The sequence below is a fragment of the Verrucomicrobiota bacterium genome (assembly GCA_016871535.1).
Lineage (GTDB): Bacteria > Verrucomicrobiota > Verrucomicrobiia > Limisphaerales > SIBE01 > VHCZ01.
Map to the genome: position 1 here is coordinate 1 of VHCZ01000089.1, position 21389 is coordinate 21389.

Annotated in this window: 15 protein-coding genes; 5 read left to right on the forward strand and 10 right to left on the reverse strand. The window is 59.5% G+C overall.

What is annotated here, in order from left to right; translation table 11 throughout:
• Positions 1–111: 111 nt before the first annotated feature.
• Together FJ398_13305 and FJ398_13310 are read left to right on the forward strand one after the other, a co-directional pair.
• Entirely contained in the window at positions 112–699 is a 588-nt protein-coding gene (locus FJ398_13305) for a hypothetical protein (protein ID MBM3838915.1), read from the forward strand.
• Positions 700–1054: 355 nt separating this feature from the next.
• Positions 1055–1321 carry a type II secretion system protein gene (locus FJ398_13310; GenBank protein MBM3838916.1) on the forward strand — a complete coding sequence of 89 codons (267 nt, stop codon included), beginning with the start codon at positions 1055–1057 and terminating at the stop codon, positions 1319–1321.
• Between the two features lie 700 nt (positions 1322–2021).
• Here FJ398_13310 and FJ398_13315 read toward each other — a convergent pair.
• Complete coding sequence (locus tag FJ398_13315) at positions 2022–3566, reverse strand: hypothetical protein (GenBank protein MBM3838917.1); 1545 nt, start codon at positions 3564–3566, stop codon at positions 2022–2024.
• A gap of 205 nt (positions 3567–3771) precedes the next feature.
• Entirely contained in the window at positions 3772–5547 is a 1776-nt protein-coding gene (locus tag FJ398_13320) for a hypothetical protein (protein MBM3838918.1), read from the reverse strand.
• Between the two features lie 937 nt (positions 5548–6484).
• On the opposite strand from FJ398_13320, the gene FJ398_13325 reads away from it, so the two are divergent.
• Complete coding sequence (locus FJ398_13325) at positions 6485–7888, forward strand: DUF1501 domain-containing protein (GenBank protein MBM3838919.1); 1404 nt, start codon at positions 6485–6487, stop codon at positions 7886–7888.
• Between the two features lie 69 nt (positions 7889–7957).
• Here the strand turns inward: FJ398_13325 and FJ398_13330 are convergent, their stop codons facing one another.
• The 7 genes from FJ398_13330 to FJ398_13360 all read right to left on the reverse strand — a co-directional run bounded on the left by FJ398_13330 (position 7958) and on the right by FJ398_13360 (position 18756).
• On the reverse strand, positions 7958–8764 hold the full coding sequence (locus tag FJ398_13330) for a type II secretion system protein (protein ID MBM3838920.1): 807 nt from the start codon (positions 8762–8764) through the stop codon (positions 7958–7960).
• 124 nt (positions 8765–8888) lie between these two features.
• A complete protein-coding gene (locus FJ398_13335; GenBank protein ID MBM3838921.1) occupies positions 8889–9227 on the reverse strand; it encodes a hypothetical protein in 339 nt (112 codons plus the stop codon).
• Entirely contained in the window at positions 9224–10183 is a 960-nt protein-coding gene (gene pdxA, locus FJ398_13340) for a 4-hydroxythreonine-4-phosphate dehydrogenase PdxA (protein MBM3838922.1), read from the reverse strand. Before pdxA ends, FJ398_13335 begins: the two co-directional genes overlap by 4 nt.
• A 17-nt stretch (positions 10184–10200) precedes the next feature.
• Positions 10201–11571: a hypothetical protein gene (locus tag FJ398_13345; GenBank protein ID MBM3838923.1), complete on the reverse strand. Its 1371-nt coding sequence runs from the start codon at positions 11569–11571 to the stop codon at positions 10201–10203.
• Complete coding sequence (locus FJ398_13350; GenBank protein ID MBM3838924.1) at positions 11568–16100, reverse strand: c-type cytochrome; 4533 nt, start codon at positions 16098–16100, stop codon at positions 11568–11570. The genes FJ398_13345 and FJ398_13350 overlap by 4 nt, the downstream gene beginning before the upstream one ends.
• Positions 16101–16316: 216 nt before the next feature.
• Positions 16317–18278 (reverse strand): ABC-F family ATP-binding cassette domain-containing protein, encoded by a 1962-nt coding sequence (locus tag FJ398_13355; GenBank protein ID MBM3838925.1) that lies wholly within the window; start codon positions 18276–18278, stop codon positions 16317–16319.
• A gap of 169 nt (positions 18279–18447) precedes the next feature.
• Positions 18448–18756: a hypothetical protein gene (locus FJ398_13360; GenBank protein ID MBM3838926.1), complete on the reverse strand. Its 309-nt coding sequence runs from the start codon at positions 18754–18756 to the stop codon at positions 18448–18450.
• Positions 18757–18830: 74 nt separating this feature from the next.
• On the opposite strand from FJ398_13360, the gene FJ398_13365 reads away from it, so the two are divergent.
• Positions 18831–19484, forward strand: a complete 654-nt coding sequence (locus FJ398_13365; protein MBM3838927.1) for an isoprenylcysteine carboxylmethyltransferase family protein — start codon at positions 18831–18833, stop codon at positions 19482–19484.
• A 248-nt stretch (positions 19485–19732) separates the two neighbouring features.
• Here FJ398_13365 and FJ398_13370 read toward each other — a convergent pair whose 3' ends face one another.
• A complete protein-coding gene (locus FJ398_13370; GenBank protein MBM3838928.1) occupies positions 19733–20431 on the reverse strand; it encodes an O-methyltransferase in 699 nt (232 codons plus the stop codon).
• Positions 20432–21007: 576 nt separating this feature from the next.
• Between FJ398_13370 and msrB the strand changes: the two genes are divergently transcribed.
• On the forward strand, positions 21008–21389 hold a 382-nt coding region (msrB, locus tag FJ398_13375; protein MBM3838929.1), incomplete at its 3' end, for a peptide-methionine (R)-S-oxide reductase MsrB.

Below are 21389 nucleotides of genomic sequence, written 5' to 3' on the forward strand. Positions count from 1 at the left end.
TTGGATGTGGTGGTGTCCTTTGGACACCGGTTAATCAATGGGTTAACGCGGAGAGTGTTTGTGGCACTCTCCGCCCGATTGGCCCCGATGATATCAAATCACCAGAAGGGCTTGGCTGGGAGTATCAAATGGGGCGGGAGTGGCGGGGGGCCGATCAGCTTCTCCGGTTCCTGGCTCGCAGGCAGCGCGCGCGTAGATCGGAACACGACCAACATCACGAACGGAGTTCTCTTTCGCTACAATCAGTCCGTGGAGATTTACCATTGCCCGGCAGACCGATCCCAGATCGAAACGGTATTTGCATCTCGCCGTTGGATACCCCAGCTCCGAAACCGGAGCTACTCACTCAACTCCTGGTTGAACGGCATGGAGTGGCCAGAGGGGAGGGAGAGCCGTTTCATCCGATCCTCCCAGTTGGTGGCGCCAGCGCCCTCGTCGGTCTTTGTTTTCTTAGACGAGCACGAGAATCTCATTGAGGACGGCCACTTCGCGCTGCATCGAAAGCCGATGCGAAGCTGGCAGAACATGCCCGCGGACCGCCATGGCCAGGGCTGCGTTCTTTCCTATGCTGACGGCCACGCAGCGCGCAAAGGCTGGCGCTGGCCGAAGAAACCGGCCGATCTGGAATGGAACAAACCTGCGGCGAACGACCAGGATTGGCGTGACCTGCTGGACTTGCAGGAGACGATTCCGCAATGAACCTGAACCGTTTGCGTTGAACAGAATGATTCCGGCGGCGGGTTGAGCGGTGAGTTGTGGAGCATGGACGCGTCCTTGCGGAAGGCAGGGATGCGTTCGGGCGTTTGGTAAGGACGCGTTCCACCGCGTCCCTGAAGGACCCCCGACACGCCGATTGAACCGAAGCCGGACGATGGAAAAGCCTGTGCCACCGCGCTCCATCGTTGCTTTCCTGGCCTGTCGTCCGCTTCAAGGTTTGATATGGGACGGAGTGGAATCCGTCCTTGTCGCGCTGAACTCCTGGCTCGGGATCGAAAGATTTCTGCAAGAAGGTTGAAAGAACCTCCCGGCGTCGAGCGAACTCAAAGATGTGCTTATGAATACCGTTGCCCATTTGCGACACACCAAGAGGGATGCCTTCACGCTGATCGAACTCCTGGTTGTCATCGCCATCATTCAAAGACCCTTCGCCCTCCCAAGCTTTCGCCTTCATCCACGAACATCCAAGCACGATCGAAGACGGAGTTTTTGGCGTGGCGCCACCGGACGTCTGGGTGTGGGCCAATTTCCCGGCCACGGTGCATGCGGGCGGTATGAATCTCTCCTTTGCCGACGGCCGCGCCGAGCATTGGAGGTGGATTGAGGCCAACACCCATAACCTGGCCAAGAGGACGAACTGGATCGTGAACATCCCGACGTTTCCGAAAGCCCGCGACCTCCGACGTCTGCAACAGGCGATTCCCAGCGCATCGACCAGGTAAGCCGCCTGTTCCACCCGCGCAAGGTGAGGACGCGTTCCACCGCGTCTGTAACTTCACTCAGGGCGCTTTGTTGAAGCTGGAGATAGCAGTTCAGCCACTAGAACGCAGAGATCACAAAGAACAGCGGGCTCTTACGACAGAGCGCGCTCTCACTAAGGGTCCGTGCAAAAATAACTTCGGATTTTGCTGGAGGCTGTTTGGCTCTCTGGCTAGGCGCGAGCGACGAGCAGACCCGCCGCGGTCTGTAAGGAGCGAGCAACAACGCCAGAGAGCCAAACAGCCCCAGCCCTTCGGGGCGGGGCGGCGCCTGGCCTGCTGCTTCGTCGTGCGCTCGGTCACAGCCCGCTGCGGGGATGCTCCCTCGCTCTCTCCTCGCCGCAGGCCAGGCGGCGCTCCCGCCAAAATCCGAAGTTATTTTTGCACGGACCCTAAGCGGGAGAATCCCTGTTCTGCCATGCGCTTGCTCTGTGATCTTTGCGCTCTTTGTGGCTAATCAAATTGATTGCCGATCTAGGTCGAACCGAAGACGGACGGTGGGAGAGCTGGGAGGCCTCGGCGTGAGGATCAGACGCAGGTTGACTCCTATTCCTTCAAACTCACAGCTTCCAGGACTGCCTTGCGAATCTCAATGACCTCGGTGGTGTCAGGGGCTAACTCGACCGCGCGACGGCTGAGAAAATCCGCTTCGCCAATCCGCCGGGGATTCTCTTTCGGATCCTGTACCGAAACCAGCCGCGCCAGCCGCGCGAAGGCCAGCCCATTTGTCGGCGACAGGAAAACGGCCTCGCGCAAACTTTCCAAACTGTTCTGCTCAATTTGGCGCTCCACGTACTGCGGAATGGTCATACGCAATGATGGGGCAACGGTGCGAGTCCTTCGGTCCGCCACCAGCCATTTGGCCCAGGCCACAATTCCGGCGCTCTCGTTCATTTCGAGAATCTTGTCTTGCGCGTCGAGGTAGGCCTGGGAGGGAACCGGTTCCACGAAGCCGCTCTCGTTCACACGCACTCCCGCGAACGCCTCCGCCAGATCAAGAAACCAGGGAGGGATTTCCCATACACCGGAAGGGGCGACCAGTCGGGTCATGTCTCGATTAAACGCGGCGAACCGTCCGAACCTTAAGGGTCGAGTGAGCGCCTCGCCGCTCGGCAATTCCACGACCCGCGCAGCTTCGTCCGTCGAACGCTCGAAGTATCTCGTGGCGTCGCGGCTCACCGCCAGGGAAGATTTCAAAGGCGGCACGACATCTCTGCCGGTCTCGAGACTCCAGATCCGGACTGTGCCTCCGTAAGAGCGGGTCACCGCCTTGCTCCCGTCGGGAGTGACCACGATGCTGTCCATGAGGTCCATGGAACCCACATGTCGGACGGGCTGGCCAATCGGTTGTCCGGTAGCAAAGTCCCAAACCTGGACCGTTCCAAAATAGCTCCCAGAGAGGAACTTGGCTGCATCAGGGCTGATGGCCAAGGAGCTTACTGACTGATCCTGTTTGGGGGTCGTGAATAAAAGTTTGCCCGTGTTGGCTTCCCAGACCCGCGCGTAGCCGTCCACGGATCCGGTGATGACTTTCGCTCCGCCGGAACTGATCGCGACCGCTGACACATTTCGGTCGTGCACCAGCGGAGGAATCAGCAAAGTTCCCGTTCGGAGATCCCAGACCCACGCGGATTGGAACCGTTTCCCAGCCCGTGTTCCGTAGGACTCGGTCACTAACCGTGATCCATCCCCGCAGATTGCGAGCGACCGAACCAGGCCCTCGTTTTTGATGGCCGGGATCAATTCTTTGGCGGTCTTCACGTCCCAAACCCGGATGAGAGAATGACCATTGGATACTGACTGAAAATCAATTACGCCGAGCGTCACGAGCTTCGTCGAATCGGCATTGAACACGTAGCGGTAAATCGGCTTTTCGTGTTCGATAGGAGGAGTCAGAGGAACGCCGCGATCCAAATCCCAGACACGAACAACCTTTCCGTCTGTCAATGCTGTGCGGTTAGTCCAGTCTGAATTAACGACGCGAAAGATAGAGCGCGTTGGCCCGAGTTGGGGAACCAGAGGAAACGTCTTGCTCATCGTCAGGTTCCAGACGCGAATTTCGCCGGCAGGGTACGTATCTAAGCCAACCATTGCAGTGACTAACCTTGCTCCGTTTGGGCTCAGGCTAACGCGGAGCACCGGTCCTCTGTGTGGAATAGGTGGAAGCAGATGCTCGCCGCTGCTGGCGTCCACGACCCTTGCCACTTGGCACTTCCCAGATTTGGGCGACGCCCTTCAACGAGGCCGTGACGAGTTTGCGACCGTCAGGAGTCATTGCCATCGCGCGAACGGAGCCTTAATGGATCAGCGGCGGAGCCGCCGGCTGCCCGGTCGCCCAATCCCACACCCGGGCCGTCCCATCCCGCGAGGCCATGGCCACTTTGTTGCCGTCGCGGCTGAAGGCAGCCGCGATGATCGGGCGGTCATAGATCGCCTGCAGACCCATGAGCACGTGCTTCGGGATCAGGAACCGAAACGGATCCGAGTTCGTCGCACGTGAAACGAGCTTGCGTAACATCTCCAGACCCGGTTCATGAATGCGCGGAGTGAGAGACTTCCCAGTGCCGAGGTCCAGGAATTTAGGCGGGCCAGATCGATACAACACCACCGCTCGGGTCGCTTCGGTGTTTACAACGACACTGGATGAGGGCTCCTCGCCATCCTGACGGAACGGGCGGGAACAAGGCGTGGCAAAATTACTGTAGAGCAAAGTCGATAGGAGTTTCGCGCCCGCCACGACGTTCGTGGGATCGCTTCTGAGCGCCCGGCACAAGAAAGCGACGGCGTGATCCGGCTTGTCTCGCTCGATCAGTTGCCCGGCCAACAAGGAGTCCGACTTGCTGAAAGCTTCCTGGAACTTCTGGCGTTGGCGCGCTTCTTCGCCGGCCAATTGGAGATTCTCGTGCGCGAGTTTCTCGAAGCGTCGGGTTTGTAGCTGCTGATAGAAGTACGCGCCCGTCACGACGACGGCTGCCATGGCGACAGCGGTCCCGACTCGGGTAAGCACAGCCAACCTCCGTTCCACCGACCGCAGCCGTTTGACCGATTTGCCGCTCTGGAGAAACACCAGATCGGCGTGCATCTCCTCGGCGGATTGATACCGCTGGGTCGGCTCGTCTTCGCACGCCTTCAACACCACTTCGTTCAGTTCCAACAATTCCGTCCGGTCCTGGCCGTCCCCCAGCAGCGTCGGCAGTTCCGGAAACTCCTGGCGATCTTTCCCCGTGCAAATCTCATAGACCACCTTGCCCAGGCTGTAGAGATCCGCGCGTGCCGTGCCGGGGCCTTCCGGAGGAATGAAACCTTCCGTGCCGACGAACGAACGCGCCTCGGCCGCGTCCGCCACCAGGCCAATGTCCGCCAGCTTTGGAATCCCGTTCACGAAAATGATGTTCGAGGGCTTGATGTCGCGGTGGATCAAGCTGTGCCGGTGCAAATGGCCCAGCGCTGAAGTCAACGTCAGTCTCAAGCGCAGGCATTCGTCGGCCGGCAGACGGCCGCGGTTGTGCAGTTCTTTGGCCAGGGTCTTCGGAATGTACTTTTCGGGATTGGCGATTTCCGATTGGCGATTGGCGATTGAGGATCCGGTTTCCGTTTCGCGTGTTGCGGTTCGGCTGGCTTTGTGGCCGTGCGTGACTGCGGGCCGGGATGCCCGCTCAACTGGCAGGCTGGAAGCCTGCCCTACGTTCGCATCATCCGCCAACTCCATCACGTAATAGAAATAGCCCGCCGGGTCGTTGCGCCCGACCTGGAGCACATCGACCAGCCGTTCGTGGGAACGGGAGATCGGCTCGAATTTTTGGATGCCAGTGAACTCGCGTTCGTACGGGCGGTCGTTACTGAAGGTTTTGCGATAGACAATTTTGACCGCGCGGTAGGTGCCCATGACGTTGCGCGCCAGCCAGACCTCGCCATACGCGCCGCCGCCGATGCGACGGAGCAGTTCGTGATCGGGAACCTGTAGAGTCGTCGAGCGGGGGAGCGTGGCTGCGTCGGAGCGTTCGGCTGCCGGAGGCTCCAGGCCAGTCTCCGGATTCAGTTGAGTCTTGTCTTCAGTCGAGTCGCCGGGCATAGGCTCAATGGGAAGCGCCGTTAGGAGAGAGTTCGCAGGGAGGAATCTGTTCTTTCAAGAAATTATTGCGACCCGGTGCAAGCGCCCATCCGTTATGCCCTGGAAACAGGCGCCCTCTTCAACCAGGGACTTCATAAGCGCTGCCTCGATTCCGCGTCGTCACCGGTACGGCGAGTGACAACGCACGGGGCGCATTGGGATCGTGCCGAGAAACAACGATGAACCAGCGAACCTTGCCTGCCAGGCCCAAATCCACTTTCCAGATTTCGCCGGGCTTAGGGCTGGTCGATGGCATCAAGGACTTTTTGTCGGTAGGCGGGCGGGACCAGCACGTCGTCGTTGTCGTCGGCGGGCAAGCGTTCCAAAAGCCAATCGCGCAACTCGCGTTGCTCTTCGGGCGATAATCGCTCAATGGCAGTTTCGATTTCAGCGACAGTGCTCATGCCGAAAAGTTGATCAGGCGACTGGCGGAGCGGAAGTTTAGAAGCCGTCAAGCCGTCAAGTTTCCGAAAGCTTACTTTCATTGACAAAGCGGGTGAACTGAAGACGGGCAAAACTGCAGGTCAGCGCAGTTGATGCTAAGTCAAATTGGCCATTGTATCCCGGATCGTATCCTGCAGCAAAAATTTGGAGACAAATTGGGATGATTCAGGAAAATGTCGAAGTGCATTTCGACCAATGTTTATGCAGACTTTCTGGCTTGAGAGGAAGTGAGATGAAGTCGGAAAAAATGCCTTCTTCGATTAAGAGTCAACTGCTCTGCCAATTGAGCTACCGAGGCTACCGGCCCGAAGCGCGGAGTTATTTTGCGCGGGCCAGGGTCAACGGCAAGATTTTTTCAGCCGACCTGTGCAAACAAATTGGGGTTGCCAGGAGGCTGCGTGAGACATATCACTAGCCAAACGAGAAAGAGCCTCATCCGACAAACTGGCGCGTTATGTTGACTTTCCACGACCTCGCTTCGACCAACGGAGGAATCGGGCGCCGCAGATTCCTCGAGGTGGGCGGCCTCGCCTTGGGAGGTCTGACTCTGAGCGATTGGTTCGCCGTCCGAGCTTTGGCAAAGGAACAAAAGCTTCCGCTCAAGGATAAGTCCGTCATCTTCCTTTTCATGCACGGCGGACCGTCGCAATTCGAGACGTTCGATCCCAAGATGGAGGCGCCCGCTGGCATCCGCAGCACGACCGGCGAGGTAAAAACCACGATTCCTGGAGTCACGTTTGGTGGGACCTTGGAAAAACTTGCCCGCCTGGCTCACAAATTCTCCATCGTGCGCTCGTTTGCCACAGGCGACGGCAATCATGACATTAAGCCGATCATGGGCCGGGACACGATCGGCGCGAACCTGGGATCGCTTTACGCGCGCGTTGCCGGTTCGCTCCGGCCCGACACGGCGATGCCAACGAATGCCGTCTTGTTCCCGCGCGCCGTAAACGCGGAAGCCGGGCCAGCCATCACTTCGTTCGGCAACTTCGAGGCAGTCGGCGATTTGGGAATGAGGTATTCACCGTTCGTTCCCGGGGCCGGGAAGGAGTTGCAGCAAGACATGCGTCTCGGTCTGCCGCAGGAACGTCTGAATGACCGGCGCGCGCTGCTCTCCGCCATTGATGGCTGGAAACGATGGACGGATGCGAGTGGCGTGATCGACGGGCTGAACGGCTTTCAACAACAAGCCTTCGACACGTTGTTGCGCGGTGTTTCGGATGCGTTCGATTTGTCCAAAGAAGACCCAAAAGTCATCGCGCGCTACGACACGGCGCCGCTCATCTCGAAGGATCGGATCAGCAAAGTCTGGAACAATCACCGCCATTACGCCGATCACGCCGCCACGCTCGGCAAGCTGTTGCTCCTCGCGCGCCGGCTGTGCGAGCGCGGCTGCGGTTTCGTGACCGTCACGACCAGTTTCGTCTGGGACATGCACGCGGACGTGAACAACGCGACGATGACCGAAGGCATGGGTTACGTCGGCGTCCCGTTCGATCACGCAGTGTCCGCGTTCATTGAGGACGTCGAAGCGCGCGGGCTGCGGGACAAAATTCTGCTGGTGTGCTGCGGCGAGATGGGCCGCACGCCGGTGATCAACAAGAACGGCGGGCGCGATCACTGGGGCAATCTCGCGCCGTTGATGCTCTACGGGGGCGGGCTGAAAATGGGGCAAGTCATCGGCCAATCTTCACCCAATGGGGGCGAACCGGCGTCAGAGCCGGTGACCATTCCGGACTTGATCGCCACGATCATGCATGTGTTGCTGGACCTTGGCGAAGTGCGCGTGACGAGCGGTCTGCCAAAGAATCTCGTGGAAGCGATTACGCGGGGCGAGCCGATCAAGGGGCTGATCTGATCTTGCGACGGGCATCTCGAGAAGGTTCCGACCGGCGAGGGCGCCTGTGCTTCCCAGCGCAGTGGCCGCTCAATAGAACGTCGTCCAATTGCCGGACTGCTGCCATTGCAGTTGCTTGAAGTTTCGAGTCTCGACGTGTCCATCGGCGAAGGCGAGGTTCACGCTTTGCGGGCGATTGTTCACGGGATGGCCAGCGCGGGCATTGGCCACATTTGTGTTCCGCGTTCCTTCGGCAAGGCAGAGGTCCGTAATCACAGGTTGAAATGAAGCCATGGGATCTTCCAGCCGCGTCGGCCAGCCATCTTTGGTGCGGGTGTAAGTTCCGGAGGTGGTGGGCGTCGGAAACATCGTGCCGTCGTCCAGCGGACGCGGGACCCACCAGCATTGCCAGATGATGGCGAAGTTTCCGTATTGCCGGACAAAGTACTTGTTCAGGTCCGCAATGGTCATGGAGCCTTCCCCTTTGTTCTGAGTCCGAAACCATCTTTGGGCGTCCGCAAAGTCGGCGGGCCGTGTTGGGCAATACCACATCGGGACCGTCAGGCCGTAAGGCTCAAGATTCGTCGCCATGTTAATCGAGACATCCCAGGGATTGAGGCCTGTGCGCGGCATGCGGTAGGCCGGCAAGCGGCCTTTGTCATCGTCCGTGGCGTACACGTTCACGGCGAGGCCCCACTGCCGGTAGTTCGAAATACAGTTCGTCACCTTGGTGCGGAACTTGGCGCGCGCCAGCGCCGGCAAGAGCATGCCCGCAAGAATCGCGATGATGGCGATGACGACGAGGAGCTCAATCAGAGTGAAGGCGAAACAGCGGCGGATTGTTTTCATAGGCTTGAGTATTGGTAAGTGCGAAGAGGCTCCATGTAAAGCCCGCATGGTTTCAGAACCATGCACTCGGCCCTTGAACCCCATCGATGGTAGGGCGGCGCTGCTGCGCCGCCGCATCGACCGAAGCCCGGCTGCGCGGCAACGCAGCCCTACTGTCTGGTTGACGGGAAGGCTATCGAAACCATTCCAGGTGCGGTTCGTTGTCCGTGTGCCAGCGTTTCAGGTGCTGCGGCGAGAGATCCAGCAGCAGCGTCTCGTAAGGGACGTGCTCAACGTGATTGTCCGCGAATCCGACGTTGAGTTTTCCACGATGGCGGTCCGCGCGGGGATTGCCATTGCCGCCCGTCGCGTCATCGGTGCGCTGTGTTCCAGCGTGCCTCACTATACAGCGTTCCAGCCGAAATGCAGCCTCAACATCGGCCCTTGTGATCCTGTAACGGATGGAGTGCGGCGTGACAAAAGTTTGTCCCGTACGGAACAAACTTTTGGCAAGGACTGTTCCTAGCCTCAAGAGGGCCGATTTCGCGCGAGCCTGACGGCGAGCTTCAGCGCCGCCTTCATGTTCTCTGCTTTGGCCTTGTTTTGGCCGGCAATGTCGAACGCGGTCCCGTGATCAACCGAAGTTCGAATGATCGGCAGGCCCAGGGAGACGTTCACGGTGTTCTCGAAGTCGAGGAGCTTCATCGGGATGTGGCCTTGATCGTGATACATCGCCACCACCAACTCAAACGCGCCTTGCAGCGCCTTCAGGAAGATCGTATCGGCCGGAAACGGGCCGAAGCAGTCAATGCCTTCGGTCCGGGCCGCCGCAATTGCCGGAGCGATCGTGGTTTGATCTTCGTCGCCGAACAGACCGCCTTCCCCGGCGTGAGGATTCAACCCGCAAACAGCGATGCGCCGTCGGGGCAGACCCAGCCGGACGACCGCTTCGTGGCCGAGCCGAAGCGTGGTGACGATTTCCTGGGTCGTCACATCACAGGCCTGGCGGAGAGAACAGTGCGTCGTGACGTGCAAAACACGCAGGCGATCGTTGATCAGGAGCATGCGCGGTTCGGTCACGCCGCAAAGCTCCGCGATGTACTCTGTGTGACCCGTGAAGCTCAAGCCGCTCCGGGTGACAGCCTCTTTGTTCAATGGCGCCGTGACCATCGCATCGGCCACGCCGCTCCGACAAAGTTCAGTGGCCCGGCGGACATACGCCAACGCGGCGCGGCCGCAGCGCTCACTCAGTTTGCCCAGTTCGAACCAACCCTCAAGCACGCCGGGTTCGTCGAGAAACACGCCCGGCAGTTCAGTCACCTTCAGGCCACACTGAGTCTCCGTCGGGTCGAGCGCTGCCCGGTCACCGACCACGATCATCTTGGCCAGGCCGCGCACGTCCGGATCGTGCAATGCCTTGAGCACGACCTCCGGGCCGATGCCGGCGGGATCGCCGAGTGTGATGGCGAGGGTCGGAACGCTTTTCACTTCTGACTAAGTTATGGCTAAGGTGTAGGGGAGGCCGACGGGGGTTTCGAGAGAAAATCAACCACGCGGATCAAGGTATTGGCGTCACCAAACCCTCCAGCTTTGGTGCAAACCAAAACGCCGTCAGCTTTGCCGCCCATGAAATGGCCCCAGGGAATTCCCGGCGCGATCTCGCCGCGCAGGGCAATGGCTTTGACGCGAAGCCAGTGACAAATCAACAAGGCGGTGTCGCCACCCAGCAACACCAGGCTGCCGAAATGCGGTCGCGCGAATAGCGGAACCAATGACGCCAATCGCCGTTGCAGCTTCTCGATGGGCATTTGATGCATCGGGACACGGAACACAACGGGCCGATCCCGCGCGACGTAGGCAAGCGGAGTGAGTGGGCCGAGGTGAGCGATCGAATGGATGATGGCCCGTTGGCGTTGGACGAGACGATCAATTTGACTTTCAGTAACCGCGTTCCTTGAACCCGCGAAAATCAGCACGCGATGGGACCGAACGGAACGCTCGCCTCGGGAGCGCGGCCAGCCTTGCCTGCGCGGCACTGACCGGAACGCAGGCTTCGTCGCGGCCATGGCCGTCCGCGCTTCTTTGCCCATGACTTCATTGCGGCTTGCTTTGAGCAATGCGTCCGCGAGGTGGCGCGCCAGGCCGGCGGAACCCACCAGCAGCACAGGCGTCGAGGAAAGCCCAGCGGCTTTCACCAGGCAGCGCAAATCGCCGTCTGTCTCCGCATCTGCAATCACGCACCGGGCAGTGCCGCGCATGGCCTGGGCGAATTTCGCAGTGGAAATCGGGCGGGGCAGGGGAGCAATGCCGAAGCGACCCAGCGCCTCCAGGCAGGGCGAAAGTTCTCCGAAACACTGGCCGCGAACATAGAGCACGCCTCGCCGAACCACGCGGCCTTGCTCCGGAAAAGCCGGGCAAACGACGGCGCGCGCAAAACCGGCCGTCTGCAGAATCGCCACGATTTCCGCGGCGATGTTGCCTTTGAGCGTGGAGTCGATCTTTTTGTAGAGGACACGAAAGTTGGCTGTGTGCAAGCGAAGGCATGCCTGTCGCACTTTGGCTTTGGCTCGCTGCAGCGAGTCGTTGCGGCTGTTCGTGCTGAGAACAACGATGTGCGCATCGGAGGGCAAGCGAGCACGTGGGTTCATCACAACGACCGTGGCGAAGCTCCGCTGTGCAAACATGGCGCCGGTGTCGCAAGCTCCCGTCAAATCGTCGGCCAGGATCGCCAATTTGTCTTGGAGTGCGGCGACGCGGCGCAGCGGAGACACGGCTTTTCTTGCCTCAGTCCGATGATTCTGAATCAAACAACGTTCCTCCAAAAGCGGCGACCGCGCAGGCTTCGTCGCCGCACTCCAAAATCTTCTGCCCATCATCGGACCAGCGGCTGCGTGCTTCGCAGATACGCGAACAAATCGCGCACTTGCTGGTCGTTCAGCCCGTCGAGCAATCCCTCCGGCATCAGCGACATACCCGCCGATTTCATTTCGGCAATCTGGTTTTGGGCGAGGATGGTGTTCTCGCCGTCCACACCGCGCAGCACGACCGAACGCGGGTCTTTGTCCGCGAGAAAACCGGAAAGCGCGCGGCCGTCTTTGGTCGTGACGTGGAACGTCTCGTACCCTTCGCGAATTTCCGCGTTTGGATTCACGATGCTCAACAGCATGTTTTCGATGTCGTCGCGTTTGGATGTGGTCAGGTCAGGCCCGATCTGGCCGCCCTGGCCGAACAGCTTATGGCAGGCGGCGCACGAGCCGTTATACAGCTTCTGTCCTTCATACGGATTTCCGAAGCCGGCATGGAGCGACGCGGCCAACTGCTCGATCTTCTTCTGCATCTCCGCCGTCGTGGGCGTGTGCGTGCCGCTCCAATGCTTGCGCAAAAGCTTCTCGATTTCGGAGCCGTTGAAGGCCTGAAGTCTGTGGCGCGCTACCGGTTGCACCGCGCTCTTCAGGATTTCGCCTCGATCCACCGCCTGGAGCAGCGCCAATCCCCAAGCGGGCCGGCTCGCCAGCAACTCGAGCGCGGAAACCTTCGCGTCGTCGGAGAGCGTTGCGAAGGCCGCAGCTACCTTCTCGCCGATGCCGGCATCGTCAAACGACCGCAGCGCGGCCAGCGCCGCCTTGCACAACATGGTGTCACCCGGCGCTTGCAGCAGCTTCAACAAAACCTCTGCCGCTCGCCGCTGCTTTACTTCGCCCAGAATCTGAATCAATTCCACGCGTTTGGTTTTCTCCACGGCGGGATCAGAAACAATCTGAAGCGCTTTGTCCACGGCCTCAGCCTGGCCGCGGCGCAAGTTCAACGCCAGGGACTCGCCGCCCGAGGCGGCCATCGCGGCCACCAGCTCTTCCGGAAGATTCGCCATGGGGCGTCCTTTGAACGCCTGTTCCAGCCCGGCCATGAGTTTGACGACATTCTCTTTGCGGGGCGCGAGCTGGAGAAGTCTCGCGCAAATCAGCAAATCCTTTCGGGAACCGCTCGCGGCGTAACGACGCATCAGGCGTTCGAGCAAGTATTCCTTTACGAGAGGGCGGGACCAAAGGGAGGCATCGCCGAGCAAATCAAGAACGGCGTCGCGATCCAGTTCAGCTTTGGCCTCGAGGGCCCACCAGAGGAGCAGAGGCAGACGCGGATCGGTGGCGTCTTCATCGTGGGCCAGGAGGTTTCGCGCGATCGGAAATGCGTCCTTGGCCGAAAGCCGCCTGGCCGTGCTGGCAAGCTGGCCGCGAACTTCCACGTTTGATTCGGTTTTGGCCACCTGCGCAAGCTTGCCGCTCAATTCGCCCCAGAGGTGCTGGCTGGGGGCATCGCCGAGAAGGCGGACAGTCCAAAGTCGAGCGAAAGGCGCAGCGTGACTTAAGAATTGCACGGCCGTGTCATTGTGAAATGCGCCGCTGAGGTTCAAAGCCCACAGCGCTTCAAGTGCGGCCTGGCCGGTGTTCGCCGCGATCATTTGCGTCAGTCGGGCTGCAAGGGAATGATCCTTTCGATCCGCAAACTGCCGCAGCGCCTCCTGTCGAAACCATTTGTTTTCGTGTTGGAGGAAGCGGATCAATTCCTCGGCCGGCGATTTGGCCAGATCAAAGCGCGTGGCCGGCCTGGCGCCCTTGGCCTTGAGCCGATAAATCCGGCCATTGGTTTTGTCGATCTGACCTTCGTGGTTGCGGTAGTGATTCACCTGCCGGTCGTACCAGTCGGCAAGGTAGATTGCGCCGTCGGGGCCGACTTTGATATCGACCGGGCGAAACCATTGATCGCTCGTGGTCAACGGATGGCTCAAGTCTTTCGTGCGAAACGTTGATCCATCGGGCTGGATCTCGCTCAGGACGACGCGGCCTTGCAGGGGTTCGACGCCGAGCAATTTGCCGTGATATGGGTTCGGCAGTGTGCCTCCGTCGTAAATGATGAAATTGTGAGTGAACCGCTCGACGTTGTTGTGCGGCATGGGCGGGAAGAATCCGAAGGCGTGAGGATTCGAGAGCGGGCCATGCTTCTCGAATCCCTTCTGCAAATAGCCGCCCTGGACATAATGAAAGCCGCGGGTGTTGCCACCGTTGTGCCCGGAAAAGATGCGGCCTTGCGCGTCGATCTCCAAGCCGAACGCGTTGCCGCCGCCTTCGGCGAAGATTTCGTAGCGCCGCGTTTCCGGGTGATAACGCCAAACGCCCTGACCTTGCGAATAGATCGGCTTCGAATTCAGAGATCGCCCGTCTGCGCCATAGACGAAGAGGTTGCCCGTGACCGTGCTGCCGTGGCAGCCGTAAAGCCAGCCGTCCGGTCCCCAGCGCAAGCTGTTCGCCACGGAGTGCGTGTCCTCCAGGCCGAATCCTGAGAGGCGCACTTCCGGCGGGCCGTCGGGCGTGTCGTCGTTGTTCCTGTCCGGATAGAAAAGCAGGTAGGGCGGATTCAACACCCAGACACCGCCGCGGCCTCGGGCGAGAGAAGTGACGATGTTCAGTCCTTCGACGAAAACCTTGTGCGTGTCGAATTTCCCGTCGCCATCGGTGTCTTCGTGGATAGTGATTTTATCTTCGCCACGAAAATGGTTCGGCGGCGGCGGCGGGACTTTGTCATAGACGGCGCGCCAGACATTGTCCTTGCTCATGACTTTCAATCCGGCGGGAAAAGGATACTGAAGATATTGCACAACCCAGAGCCGTCCGCGCTCGTCGAAGCTGAGGAACACCGGCTGGCGAACGATCGGTTCGGCAAGCACTTGCTCAATTTCCAAATCTTCAGCGACCGTGAAGCGCGCCAGGGATTCCGCCGGGCTAAGCGGACTTTCCTGCGCGGGCGGCTTGGCGTTTTGTGCTGTTTTGGGAGCCGGCCGTTCGTCTGGCGGAATCGGCTTGTTCAAAGCCCAAAGAACACTATTGAGCAGAAGGCGGCGGAAGGCCGGCGCCTTGAAGTCATCCGGTCCGCCCAGTGACGTGTAGAATACTCGGCGATTTGCGCCGGTGTTCACCCATGCGACCGGCTCGGTGACGTCCTTTCCCTCGACCGAAATCGTGCCCGTTAAGAGCGTCGTCGTCGTCGCGGCAAGGTCGCGGCTGCGGTAGAGCGAATAACGCGTCCGGAAGCTGTCCACATCGACGCCGGTGAGAACCGGATGAGCGGCGGCGCCCGCGGCGACACGAATGCTCGGCGCGAGGTTGTTGCCGTAATGGTTCTGGTAGTGTCCACCGAGCACGTCGCGGTCGAAAGTGTCCCACGCGGTGTGCTGATCATCCGGCGGTTTGGCGCCGAAGGAATGGCTGGCGGTGCGAATGCCCACGAGCGGCTTGCCCGCGTTGAGATGCGCACGAATCGCGTCGATCATCCCCGAGGGCGGCGTGCGCCTGCGAATGCTGACGAAAAGCAGGTCCGCTTTCGCGATGGCTGGCCAGTTGGTGAACTCGTTGCCACTCGCCGGCGGCGCGTTCACGAATTCATAGTTGATGCCGCGCCCGCCCAATTCCTTTTGAGCAAACACCGGAAGTGTTTCCCAGGTTTGATACTCGTTTTCGCCGACGACGAACACGACGCGCGGACGTTTGTCGTCCTTGAAGCGGAAGGGTTCGCTGCCGAGAAAATCCGCGCTGGTGATCGAGCCGCACCAGTGTTTCTCAATGTGCTCGACCACCAGGTCGGTTCCGGCAAAATGGCTGACAAACGGGCGCTTTCGGGAATTGTACATCGTGTCGGTCATGTCGCGCATGAGCAGCACGTTCTTGCCAACGCTGACCATCTGACGGATTGAGAAGGGCCGACCCAGCACGCACATGTTGGTGTGCACGCCCAGGATGATCACGTTTTCGACGCCGGCCCGGGCCAGCACATTGTAGATTTCCTCGCCGCTGTCGCTGATGACATCCTCAGGAGCGATTTCCAGCGTGGCGATCTGGCGTCTCCACGGACTGCCGCCCGGACACTGCGGCAAGTCGTCGCAACCCCCGTCTGAATCGTCGATCGGGAGCGGGCCTTCCCTCTCCAGGTTCAGCGACATCCATTTGCTGACATCGGAGGGAGGAGTGGCTTTGGGCGCTTGCTGGGCGCGTTTGCGTTGCGGCCAATCGGCGTAGAACTTCATGGTGCTGCTGGGCGCATGGACGATGAGCACGCCCTGCCTGCGGGCGGCTGTGAGCACTTCGTTCATGCGCGGGGCCATTTCAGCGACGCGCGCCGTGGCGCCTTTGCACCAGTGTTGGTCCCACATGTCGCACACGATGATGGCGGTCTTCTTCGGATCCCAGCGGAGGGTTTTCTCGACTGCTTCAAATTGATCGGTTGCGGCAGGCAGGGCCTGGCGGTGGCGGGCATGGAGTTCAAGCGGCGCTGCAGTGGTCTGATCTGAAACAACGCAGCACGCGGCCAGGAGTGCAAGGGCAGGGGCTTTGAAGCGGAAGAAGGATGTTCTGGACATGTGTGAAAGTCTAAAAACGCGTGATCGAAATCCAAGACCCTTTTTTCAGCATCTCTGATCGGTCCATACGGACGCGGGTCGAGAAGTTCGTCGTGTGCACATCCAATTATAGGAAGTTTAGGAAGTTTATTATTTTCTTATAAGATCCAAGGAGACGATTGATAGCCAAGGAGATGTTCTGGATCTCAGGCCACCAGGACGCCGCATTCACGGGCTTCACTCTTGCGCTTCGATTTCCGCGAGGCGGGTGGCGGCTTGTTCCCAATCGGCGGTCAGTTGCGGCAAGCGGTCGATAATATCCTTCAAATCGCGATTGATCTCCACGGCCCGGCCCGGTCGCTCGTAGGTCTGCGGGGTTTCCAATTCGGCGGTGAGTTCGGCCTGGCGCGCTTCGAGGTCGGCGATTTCGTTTTCCAATCTCTGGACCAATTGCTTTTGTTCACGACGTTCGCGGGCGCGGGCCTGGCGTTGTTCGGCTGCCAGGCGCTTTTGAAGGCGGCGTTGAGTGGCTTCGCTGGAGTTGGAGTCGGAAGAGGGCAGGGGAGGCGACGCGTTTGTTCTCTCTTGGCCGGTTGCATTGGCGGTTTCGACCGTGCGCTTCTGCGAACCCGTTTTGTCCAGGTAATATTGGTAGTCGCCCGGATAATGCGTGAGCTGGCCGTTCTGCACGTGGACCACGTGATTGGCCAACGAGCGGATGAAATAGACATCGTGGCTGATGAAAATGAGCGTGCCCTGGAATTGATCGAGCGCGTAAAGCAGCGCGTCAATGCTCGAAAGATCGAGATGCGTTGTGGGTTCGTCCATCAGCAGCAAATTCGGCGGATCGAGCAGCAGCTTCACCAGCGCAAGGCGGCTTTTCTCGCCACCGCTCAGGACGCTGACCTTTTTGAAAACGTCGTCGCCGCGGAAGAGAAAGCATCCGAGCACCGTCCGAACGAAAGTCTCCGTGAGACGTTGCGGCGTATCGAACGCTTCCTCCAGCACCGTCCTGTCGGGGTGAAGCATCTCGACGCGGTATTGGGAATAGTAGCCGGCCTTGACGTTGTAGCCGAGCTCCCGGACGCCGGCTTGCGGTTTCAACACGTCCGCGAGCAGCTTGAGCAACGTGGATTTTCCCGCGCCGTTCGGACCGACCAGCACGATCCGCCGGCCGCGCTCGGCCTGGAAGTTCAGGCTTTCATAGACCACGTTTGCGCCGTAGGCGTAACGGACATTTTCCAGCGAAATGACTTTGAGGCCGCTGCGCTGCGGTTGGGGGAACGCGAAATCGATGGCGGCGTCCTCGCCTTCCGGCGCTTCGATTTTCTCCATGCGCGCGATTTGCTTTAACTTGCTCTGAGCTTGAGTCGCCTTGGTGTTCTTGGCGCGGAAGCGATCGACGAACCGCTGGAGGCGCGCAATCTCGCGCTGCTGATTTTTCCATGCCGCCAATTGCTGTTCCTCGTGCGCTTCGCGCTGCTGGAGGAAGTCCTCGTAATTGCCGCGATATCTCCAGAGCCGCGCCTGGCGAATCTCGACGATGAAGGTGACAAGCTGGTTCAGGAACTCGCGGTCGTGCGAAATCATCAAAATGCCCCCCGGGTAAGTCTTGAGATACTCCTGAAACCAGAGCAGCGTTTCGAGATCGAGATGGTTGGTCGGCTCGTCGAGCAGCAACAAGTCCGGCTCCTGCACGAGCAGCCGAGCCAGATGCGCGCGCATGACCCAGCCGCCGCTCATCTCGCGCAGGGGCCGGGAAAAATCCTTCTCGCGAAAGCTCAAGCCCAGGAGGATCTGCTTGGCCTTGATCTCGATCTGATAACCGCCGAGATGATCGAACTCCGATTGAACCTCGTGGAAATCCGCGGAATCCTGATCGTGATCCGACTCAAAATGCTTCAGGCGCTTTCTCAAATGCGCCAGCTCCGGTGTGATGGCCGTGGCGAGTTCCAGGACGGTCTCGTCGCCGGCGGGGGCGTTTTCTTGAGGCAAGTGGCCGACCGAACAATTGCGCTGTCGTTCGATCTTTCCGGTGTCCGGAAATTCCTCGCCAAGGATGAGTGAAAACAGCGTGGACTTCCCTGCGCCGTTGGGGCCCACCAATCCGATGCGATCCTCGCGGTTGACCTGTAGCGAAACATCGGCGAACAAAGTCCGCCCGGCGTACGCTTTGCTGATTTCCGACAGCGTGAGCATGGGCCGAGGATGATGAAGAGCGCAGGGGCCACCGGCAAGCCGCAAGCACATCGGCCCGCCATTCTCAGTTTGACTGCGGTAGGGCGAGCCTGTCCCAGCGAGCCGCCTCCAACGTGTTTCCAAATGGATTGCTGACGCGCCCGTTCAGATGGCGCCTTTATGGTAACGCTTAGTAACGTCTGAGGTTGTAGTTGCTGTAGCCCGGAGCCTGGACGCGCACGGCCACAATGCTGGCCGGAAATTTCGCCGAGGGAGCCGCCTCGTACGCGGATTTGATTTTGGGATCGGCGAACAAGCCGAGGTCAGCCTGTCTTCCAGGCGTCACATACGAAGCGCAGCCTGACCAGAGGACTGAACACAGAAGGCTGAACACTGGAAGGGACACGAGCCGCGAAAACGCAGCGGTTTTCGCGCGGGCCATCTCTTTTCTAGCCGTGGCGTGCATGCAACGGATATTTTCGCGATTCGGGTTCGACATTTGGACACGGTGATTCGGCGATTGTTCATTCTGTTCAATGGAAGGGATCCGGATTAGAAACTCATTTCGCCACGATGGTGAATTACCTGAAAGTCCTCGGTTTCATGGCGATGATGATCGCGGTCCTTTTTGGATCAGCGGGACGCCTGGACCTCCCTTTCGTGTGGGCCACGGTGGGAATTTACGTGGCCTTCCTGACGATTAACGTGTTCCTCATTGATCCCAGCCTGTTGCAGGAGAGACTGCGCCCCGGTCCCGGTGGCCGGGATCGATCCGAGCGAGCTTTCCTGATTCCGGTGATCGTGATGCAGTGGATCATCGCCGGCCTCGATGTCGGACGGTTCCATTGGTCGGACACGGTCCCGGCGTACGCGCAGATCGCGTCGCTGGCCGTGTTCGCATTGGGACTCAGCCTGACTGGATGGGCGATGAACGCGAACCGGTTTTTCTCATCGGTGGTTCGCATTCAGTCGGACCGAGGCCATCACCTTATCACCGGCGGGCCGTATCGCTACGTGAGGCATCCCGGATATTTGGGAGGAATGCTTGCTTCCGTGGGCGGCACATTGGCGCTGGGTTCCTGGTGGTCGCTGGCGCCGACGGCGGTCTTTGTCGTGTTTTTCTGCCGGAGAATCTGGATCGAGGATCGATTTCTTCACGAACAACTGGCCGGTTGCCGCGAGTACGCACAATCCGTGCGCTACCGTGTCCTCCCGGGAATCTGGTGAAATTCGTTTCGACGGTGGGGCGAGGCTTACTGCTTGATCCGTAAGATGGACGACGAAGCTCGTAGCGCAGAGTTGCACTCTGCTGTATCGCAGAATTGCATTCTGCGGGGCGTCTCCCGGTCCGAGCGCGCTGGGACTTGCCGGCGGCCTGCCGATTGGAAATCGGCGATACGGCAGATTGAAAATCTGCGCTACGGTTCTCCGGTCGATCTGTCGCCAATCCCACGGTCTGATCAGTACTGGGTTCCTTACCGTTTGCGGTAGCTGACGGAGAAGCCGTCCTCCATCGTCAGGCTTAGAATCACGGAGTCGAAGTCCGGGTGCTGCCGGATCATTTCGAGATAATTCTTCATGGCCTCTTTCCGGGAGATCGCGTTGTGGACCGCGATGATGCCGCCGGGCACGAGTTTCTTGGGATAAAGCTTCTCGAAGTAATCCATCAGACCGTCCTTGTCTGCGTCCAGGAACACGAAATCGAACGGCCCTTCGAGCGCGGGAACAATCTTGTGCGCGTCGCCTTCCTTGAACGTCACGCGATGAGAAAGCCCCGCCTGGCTCACATGCTTCTTCGCGAGAGCGATGCGTTCGGACAAGATTTCAAGCGTGGTCAACTTGCCCCCGGTTTCCTCCAGACCCAGGCTGATCCAAATCGCGGAATAGCCATAGGAAGTGCCGAGTTCGAGGACGTTCTTCGCGCGGGCGGCTTTGACTAGCAGACGCAGGAATTCACCGTCCGCTTTCGCCACATTGAGGAAGTTGCCCCCTTTGGCTTCCAACTCGGCCAGAACCCGGTTCGTTTTCTCAAGGTTTTTAGTGCCGTCGGATGCCGCAGCTTCGGCGCTTGCAGCGCCTGGGCTTCCCGGCCCGGCCAGCAGAGTGAGCAGCCCTGCAGCGGCTGAGGCGGTTCTCAAGAACTGGCGTCGTTCGATTTCAAGTGAGTTGGTCATGAAAGTCCTTTCGTTTCGGAGGTAATCCCATGTGCGTTTCGCGTGGAGCGACTGAAGCACACCGTCAGCCACAAGACGAGCCAAAGTTATCTGTATAGCGTTGGTAGGGACGGATTCCACTCCGTCCCAAATCAGACCTTGAGACCGACTGCCTTCCAGGAAGAGACGGTGGACCAACGGAGCCTCCTGCTGTTTCCGTTGTCCGCCTCTCTGTTCATTGCACGCCTCAAGGATTAATCAGGGACGGAGTGGAATCCGTCCCTACCACGCTAAACACGTAACCCCATTAGATGGGGAGAAGGAAGGGGTGAGGGGTCAGTTCGTGGGGAAGATCACCATCTTGCTCCCGGGTTCTTCCGCCTTGCCACAATTCAAACTCAGGGCAACATTCCTTCGCCGGTTCGATCCACTTGCGCGAATTTTATGAGAACGAACGAATGGTTGATCGCCTTGCCCGTGGCCGCGCTGTTGGCGGCTTGCAGCCAATCGCAAAGCGCCGACAAACCCGTCGAGAAACCTTCCGCGAAACCTCCGTCCGCCGCGACGGATTCCGCGGCTCAGACCACGAAGACGAATATGCCCATCCAGAAGATCACCAAGACCGAAGCCGAATGGCGCAAACTGCTCACGCCGGAGCAATACCGGATCGCCCGGCGGAAAGGCACCGAGCGCGCGTTCACGGGTCATTACTGGAACAATCATGACGAGGGCGTGTATCGGTGCATTGCGTGCGATCTGGAATTGTTCAGTTCCAAAACAAAATTTGATTCGGGCACGGGCTGGCCGAGCTTTTACGAACCGATCGCGAAGGACAACGTCGGCACTGAGGAAGACAATTCCCTCTTCATGCGCCGCACCGAGGTTCATTGTGCCCGCTGCGATTCGCACCTCGGACACGTGTTCGAGGACGGCCCGAAACCGACCGGACTCCGCTATTGCATCAATTCGGCCGTGCTGA

Bases quoted from the DNA above. Each gene is read 5' to 3' on its own strand.
- FJ398_13310 (MBM3838916.1), top strand. From the start codon at position 1,055: ATGAATACCGTTGCCCATTTGCGACACACCAAGAGGGATGCCTTCACG.
- FJ398_13315 (MBM3838917.1), bottom strand. From the start codon at position 3,566: ATGGTTGGCTTAGATACGTACCCTGCCGGCGAAATTCGCGTCTGGAAC.
- FJ398_13320 (MBM3838918.1), bottom strand. From the start codon at position 5,547: ATGCCCGGCGACTCGACTGAAGACAAGACTCAACTGAATCCGGAGACT.
- FJ398_13325 (MBM3838919.1), top strand. From the start codon at position 6,485: ATGTTGACTTTCCACGACCTCGCTTCGACCAACGGAGGAATCGGGCGC.
- FJ398_13330 (MBM3838920.1), bottom strand. From the start codon at position 8,764: ATGCGGGCTTTACATGGAGCCTCTTCGCACTTACCAATACTCAAGCCT.
- FJ398_13345 (MBM3838923.1), bottom strand. From the start codon at position 11,571: ATGATGGGCAGAAGATTTTGGAGTGCGGCGACGAAGCCTGCGCGGTCG.
- FJ398_13350 (MBM3838924.1), bottom strand. From the start codon at position 16,100: ATGTCCAGAACATCCTTCTTCCGCTTCAAAGCCCCTGCCCTTGCACTC.
- FJ398_13355 (MBM3838925.1), bottom strand. From the start codon at position 18,278: ATGCTCACGCTGTCGGAAATCAGCAAAGCGTACGCCGGGCGGACTTTG.
- FJ398_13360 (MBM3838926.1), bottom strand. From the start codon at position 18,756: ATGTCGAACCCGAATCGCGAAAATATCCGTTGCATGCACGCCACGGCT.
- FJ398_13365 (MBM3838927.1), top strand. From the start codon at position 18,831: ATGGTGAATTACCTGAAAGTCCTCGGTTTCATGGCGATGATGATCGCG.
- FJ398_13370 (MBM3838928.1), bottom strand. From the start codon at position 20,431: ATGACCAACTCACTTGAAATCGAACGACGCCAGTTCTTGAGAACCGCC.